The organism is Rhizobium sp. Root149 (assembly GCF_001427345.1).
GTDB lineage: Bacteria > Pseudomonadota > Alphaproteobacteria > Rhizobiales > Rhizobiaceae > Neorhizobium > Neorhizobium rhizoryzae.
This window is the reverse complement of the sequence record NZ_LMGD01000016.1, coordinates 1-5,544: the sequence shown is the minus strand read 5'-3', so window position 1 is coordinate 5,544 and position 5,544 is coordinate 1. Positions and strand designations below refer to the sequence as shown.

Sequence of the window (5,544 nt, the reverse complement as noted above, 5' to 3'; positions counted from 1 at the left end):
CTTGAGCATTGATCTCTGCCGTTCGCTGTTGGCGATTAGCCATCTCGTTATATGCAATCAGGCCCAAAGCAGGCAAAAGAGCCGTAGCAGCGACTGCCAGTAGCCTCCTCTTCACCGTAGCTCTCCAGTGCTGGTTCTAAAGGGACAGTTGCTTGAGGTATGGTCCCTCGTATCTCACCCGTTTCTCGGAATCAATGCCGCGCGCGCTCAGCAGCATGTGCAGAGTATGTGCGCGAATCAGTTCGCCCACACCGTACACTAGCAGACAGGAGACGCGATTAGCCTAAGTTGAGGGAACAGGACTAGGAGTGCTGCATTCTTTGGGCGGAGGCAGTCATGCAAGATGCAGAGCCGAGACCCTTACAGCTGATCAGCGAGCAGATTGCTGATAAAGAACTCCGCAATCGAGTGGTAAACCTTGCCATGCAGCTGACGCCCCACGACCTGGCGCAGGCGGAACTGGTGTCGGTCGCGATGGAGTGTCTTGCCCAGAAGAACCAAAGCGTGCTTGGCAACGACGACGCATATCGCGAGATATTTTGTCGTATGCTGGAACGAGTTCGGGGTTCACTGCTGAGCGCGGCCGACTAGTGTCTGCGTCCGTCGTCGTTTTGGAAGAGCAATGCTTCTTCTATTTCTTGAATGCGAGCCGATCCGCCTCGCAACCGATACCCAGGCCATGCTTCAGTCTCAGCGGCGATAAATACAAAAGCTACCTCCAGGCGCTCCAGCGCCTCTGACAGGTCAAATAACTGATCGACCCCGAGAGTAACGTCGAGCAGGGCTCCTATACGTTCTTCACGCGGGATACGATGAACATCGCTGATGTCTCGGCACTCTATCAACGTGAGGCCTTCGATTGCCCAACGTGCGCTGATCTGAGGAGTAAGGACACCCGGACAAGAAAATACGGCAATCGATTTGATAGACATCAGTTCAGCCTTTTTTCCGCACAACTGAGCAACCGCTGGATAGTTTCGACATCAAAATAATGAGATCCACCGGGAAAGGCGTGTGGGTGTTCAGCCTAACCGCATGTTAACTCTGATGCTTTGAAGCCCGTTCATAGGTGCATGCTAGATTTGTGGCATATCTGTATCGAGGGTTACGAATGAACCTGTGGGAAGAACTGCTTTCAAACTTTGCGGTCGTCGCCATCACCACGTCGTTATGGACCCTCACTTATCGGCACTTGAGCGTTCTGCGGGACAGGCATCAGGCATTGGCGCTCGGCCTGGTCATGTCTGCTGGTGTCCTGGCAGTCATGGCACTGCCGTTTCATTTCCGCGAAGGTGTTTACCTCGACACACGTTACACATTCCTGGCCCTATCGGGTTTCTTTGGTCGTCCGTGGGCTGCAGTCTTGCCCTTCCTGACGGCTCTGTTACGCCGTATCGCGGCAGGTGGCACAGGTCTGTCAATTGCAGTGCCGCATATCTTTATGGCAACTGGCTTTGGGCTCTTCGGCTTCTTCATAAGGGGGAAAAAGATCCCCTCAATCAGCAGCCTCATCTGGTTGTCGGGTGCTGTGGCATTCAGCGGCATCTTTGGCTTTTATCTGGTTTTGCCAAGCAGTATTTGGTGGCAACTCACGCTTGAAACCGTTCTTCCTTTTGCCGGCATCCTCTTTGGTGCAACGTTCCTTGCAGCATGCGCACTGACGCAGGAACTACACAGGCATGTGGCCACTGTCGAAAACCGTGTCTACCGGGCGATCATCGAAGCCTTGCCCGACTGCCTGAATGCAAAGGATATCGAGGGACGGTTCATAGTTGCAAACCCGGCGACGGCGAAGCTGATGGGTGCTAAATCAGCTATTGACCTTCACGGCAAAACGGACGCGGACTTCTATTCGGCTGACACGGCGTCTGAGTTTCGCCGGACAGAAATTGAGATGATGCAGCGTGCCGAACCCACACGTCTCAGGCAAAATTTCATAAAAACCGACGGTTACGAAACATGGCTTTCGACGCTCAAGGCACCGCTGAAGGACAAACACGGAAAACTCATCGGCCTGATCACGCATAACAAGGATATTACAGAGCAGCACCAGCTGGAGGTTACTCTCGCAGAGACCAAAGCCAAGCTGGAGGACGCCCTCGCCAGCATGGCCGACGGCTTGGCTATGTTTGATGCAGATGGACGACTTCTGTTTCAAAACGACAAGCACACGGAGCTGTTTCCCTTAACCTCTGATCTGCGCCAACCCGGCGTCAATCTCCGGGAAATCGTCTCGGCCTCGCTCGAACGCGGCGAGGTCGCAGCTTCCGATCACCGCCCAGAGATATTGGCAGACCAGATCACAAAAGATCTGTTGACTGCGGGCAACCGGATATTCCCGCTGGCAAATGGGCGATGGGTAGAGACACGCACGCGCTCATCTCGCGACGGTGGAATGACAATTGTTTTCTCGGACATTACTGAAGTCCGACGCAAGGAGCGGGAGCTGTCTCAGCTTAATGCTAAACTTGCAGCAGTCGCTGATACGGACGGGTTGACGGGCGTGATCAATCGCCGCGGGTTCGATCGCGTGTTGGACAGTGCAATTCAAGACGCCATACGTGAGGAAGCAGATCTTGGACTGCTCATGATTGATGTCGATCGTTTCAAGGCGTTCAATGACACCTACGGGCATCCGGCAGGAGATCAGTGTCTGAAGCGTGTCGCCCAAACTCTGGAAGGGCTTCTTTCCAAATCGCCCGGCGTGTCCGTAGCCAGGTATGGTGGAGAAGAGTTCGCCGTTATCCTTCCAGGCATGGGCGCGACCGCTACTCTCGAGGTGGCACATTGGATCTGTCGGGCTGTCAGAAATTTGTCGCTCAATCATGTCGGGAGCGAAAAAGGGGTCGTCACGGTCAGCGTGGGGGCGGCAACCTGGCAGAACAGCAAGGGGCGAGACATCGGCCAATTACTCCGTTATGCAGATGAAGCGCTCTACCACGCAAAAACTTCCGGTCGCGGCTGTGTGCGTGGCCTGAATGTCATAAAGGCAGCATGATTCTTAAAGACGATCGCCAGGGCCTTTAAATGGAGCGTCCCACCGAGTTGGATGCGGGTGAGAACCCGAAGCCACGGCCTTGGTAGTAGTGGCCGGTTCCACCCGCTTTTCTTCCAGCAAAAGCATCAGCTGACGGAAATCTCGCCAGATCGATGCCAGAAACGACGCCTTCGCGATCGGACGATCAACAACTTGTTCCAGCTTTCGTAACAGGGACAAGCTCGCTGCGCGAGCGTTCTTAGGAGTCCTGTCGTCTTCGCTGATTGCCAGAGTGATTGCGTGAAGCTCTCGAACAGATTTTGCATTGCTTCCAGCTTCGATAAACGAAGAATAGCTTTGACCCATGAATCACTCCAGTTACCGAAAGGGTAACGCAGGACGACCCTAATAACCCAGCCTGTCCAAAAGGCACGGTTAACGCTCAGTTAATACAAACCATCCCTGTGTGAAAATACTACGCCGTCAAGTCGTCATTGACGGTTCAGGCTGGAAATCTTCCTACGCTGATACGTCGCACTGACGGGATGCAGCATCAGAAGCGCGAGTAGACGCCCCTTTCTAACGCCTTCTCTGTCTGAACAAACAACCGACCCCTCATCGGGGGGCAGGCATAAAGATGAGATAGTCTGTCATCTGGCTTTGGCTGAACTAAAAACGGTTAATTGACCTCTCCCACCGCTGGGATTGTAAGTAGCGCGGCAGCATATTTTCCTTATACAATTCAATAGTCAATGGGTAGGAGCCTATGGAGATTGGCCCGGCAAACTCGGTCAAGCCAGCCAAATACCATCGATGATCAATGGTTCCACACCAGCGATATTTTTAGCGTCCCGACTTCAGCAGTCCAACCCAGCTTTCGAATGAGTAAAAAGATGACTGCAATATTTGCGGGCGAGCTGAATCGATGGAGTCGGATTTAGGCTACGTACATCGCGTCGGAGCGTACAAGTAGAAGTGCCGTTAATTTGTGCACTTCGATGTTGAAGATCGGGCTCATTTAAGGACATTTGGTAGAGGAGAACCTGCCGGGCTTTGCGTCGCTACTGGTCTGACACCGGTATCTGCAATACCTGCAAACAGGATGTAGCCCGCAACTGTTCCTCCTAAAAGAACCGCTACTATGATGCGCCAGCCAGTAGCGTGGTCGTCATTCTCAATGGCCGTTGGAGCTTTTCGATACATGAATACTGACCCCTGCTTGAAACCCATGCTGTGTTAAGAATGCTTCCTGTACCCGGAATAGCAATAGCTACTTCTATCAAATTGAGAAGGCGGCTTTCGCCGCCTTGATCACTTCGATGGAGCCTCGATACTCGGGAGTTTGACGTTGACATCAACGCTTTTTCCACCGGAAATTGCGCCTCCAAACAATAGGTATCCTCCGACTATAACAGCCAGCAGGATGATGACGGCTACTGCCCAGCCGGCGCTTCCGCTGCCGCCGGTATTGATAATTGTTGGTTCACGTTCCGACATGGTTTTACGCCTCTTCTGAAATCTGTGAGTTTGTAGGATCAAAAATGGGGCCACTATAGTGATTTGGGCAGCAGCCCGGTCTGCGCATTGCTTCAATTGACGACTTGGATGACCTTGCGGGTAGAAGGTTCGACGATGACGCGCTGTTCATTGACATAGGCATAGGCGTAGGTCGGGCTCTCTGGGATTGGCGTAACGACGACGGTAGACGGCAGAGCTTCACCGACCACAACCTTTTCCTTTACGACCACTTTCTGCGCGGGTGCTGGCGCTTCACGAACGTAGGTAACAACTTTCTGTGGCGGAGGATCGATAGCCGTACCAGCGACCGCGCCAACCACTCCACCTACTGCAGCGCCTACTGGGCCGCCGACGATCGCGCCGGTCACCGCTCCACCCGCAGCACCGTTTACCGTCGACGATTGAGCAAAGGCCGATCCAGCAGCGACAGCCAAAATACCCGCAGCAAAAACGATATTCTTCATCATTGGACTTTCCTTCCCTTCAGATTGAACTTGGGGAAAGAAATGCGGAGAACTTATCTTAGTTCCATAGCGATATATAGGTCTTCATAGGACCGAACTCTAAACTGCAGGAATTGTGTACTGAAGGCTAGTCAGTTGCCGTATCGCCTCAATCGGCATGGCCATCGAACGCGGAGAACTGACGCATTAGGATATTCTCACCCTCCTTAATGAACGTCACTCGATTCCGCCCTTGATCCTTTGCTTGGTAAAGCGCGAGATCAGCCCGCGCCACCAGCTCAGTCGGGTGACTTACGGTTGACCCTTTTGTAAAAACTGCGACACCAAAGCTTGCGGTGACCACAGCGTGTTCGCTTTCTTCATGCGGAATGCCGAGTTGAGCAATTGATGTGCGCACCTTTTCAGCCAAGATTAGCGCAGTTTTAAGATCAGTATCCGGCAGAGGAATTGCAAACTCTTCGCCGCCAAACCGGCAGACAAGGTCACGAGACCGTCGCGCTACGCTAGCAAGCGCTGCAGACACAGACTTTAGGCAGGCGTCTCCCGCCATATGGCCATATTGGTCGTTGAAGGTCTTGAACCTGT

The 5,544-nt window shown here is 53.1% G+C and carries 7 protein-coding genes; 2 read left to right on the top strand and 5 right to left on the bottom strand.

Annotated features, from left to right (window positions below; genetic code table 11):
• The first annotated feature begins 336 nt into the window (after window positions 1–336).
• A complete protein-coding gene (locus tag ASD54_RS11990) occupies window positions 337–591 on the top strand; it encodes a hypothetical protein (RefSeq protein ID WP_062554859.1) in 255 nt (84 codons plus the stop codon).
• Here ASD54_RS11990 and ASD54_RS11985 read toward each other — a convergent pair.
• Window positions 588–932, bottom strand: a complete 345-nt coding sequence (locus ASD54_RS11985) for a hypothetical protein (protein ID WP_062554858.1) — start codon at window positions 930–932, stop codon at window positions 588–590. The two genes, ASD54_RS11990 and ASD54_RS11985, sit on opposite strands and share 4 nt — an antisense overlap.
• Before the next feature lie 179 nt (window positions 933–1,111).
• Here ASD54_RS11985 and ASD54_RS11980 point away from each other — a divergent pair, with 179 nt between their 5' ends.
• Window positions 1,112–2,998 carry a diguanylate cyclase gene (locus tag ASD54_RS11980; RefSeq protein WP_062554857.1) on the top strand — a complete coding sequence of 629 codons (1,887 nt, stop codon included), beginning with the start codon at window positions 1,112–1,114 and terminating at the stop codon, window positions 2,996–2,998.
• A gap of 3 nt (window positions 2,999–3,001) precedes the next feature.
• Here ASD54_RS11980 and ASD54_RS11975 read toward each other — a convergent pair whose 3' ends face one another.
• From ASD54_RS11975 to ASD54_RS11960, 4 genes are all read right to left on the bottom strand, one after another.
• Window positions 3,002–3,343 carry a hypothetical protein gene (locus ASD54_RS11975; protein ID WP_062554856.1) on the bottom strand — a complete coding sequence of 114 codons (342 nt, stop codon included), beginning with the start codon at window positions 3,341–3,343 and terminating at the stop codon, window positions 3,002–3,004.
• Window positions 3,344–4,288: 945 nt separating this feature from the next.
• The gene (locus tag ASD54_RS11970; RefSeq protein ID WP_062554855.1) at window positions 4,289–4,474 is read right to left on the bottom strand and encodes a hypothetical protein; all 186 of its coding nucleotides are present in this window, start codon (window positions 4,472–4,474) and stop codon (window positions 4,289–4,291) included.
• A gap of 92 nt (window positions 4,475–4,566) precedes the next feature.
• Window positions 4,567–4,962 (bottom strand): DUF1236 domain-containing protein, encoded by a 396-nt coding sequence (locus ASD54_RS11965; protein ID WP_062554854.1) that lies wholly within the window; start codon window positions 4,960–4,962, stop codon window positions 4,567–4,569.
• Window positions 4,963–5,107: 145 nt separating this feature from the next.
• A partial coding sequence (locus ASD54_RS11960; RefSeq protein WP_156379202.1) for a diguanylate cyclase occupies window positions 5,108–5,544 on the bottom strand: 437 nt, incomplete at its 5' end.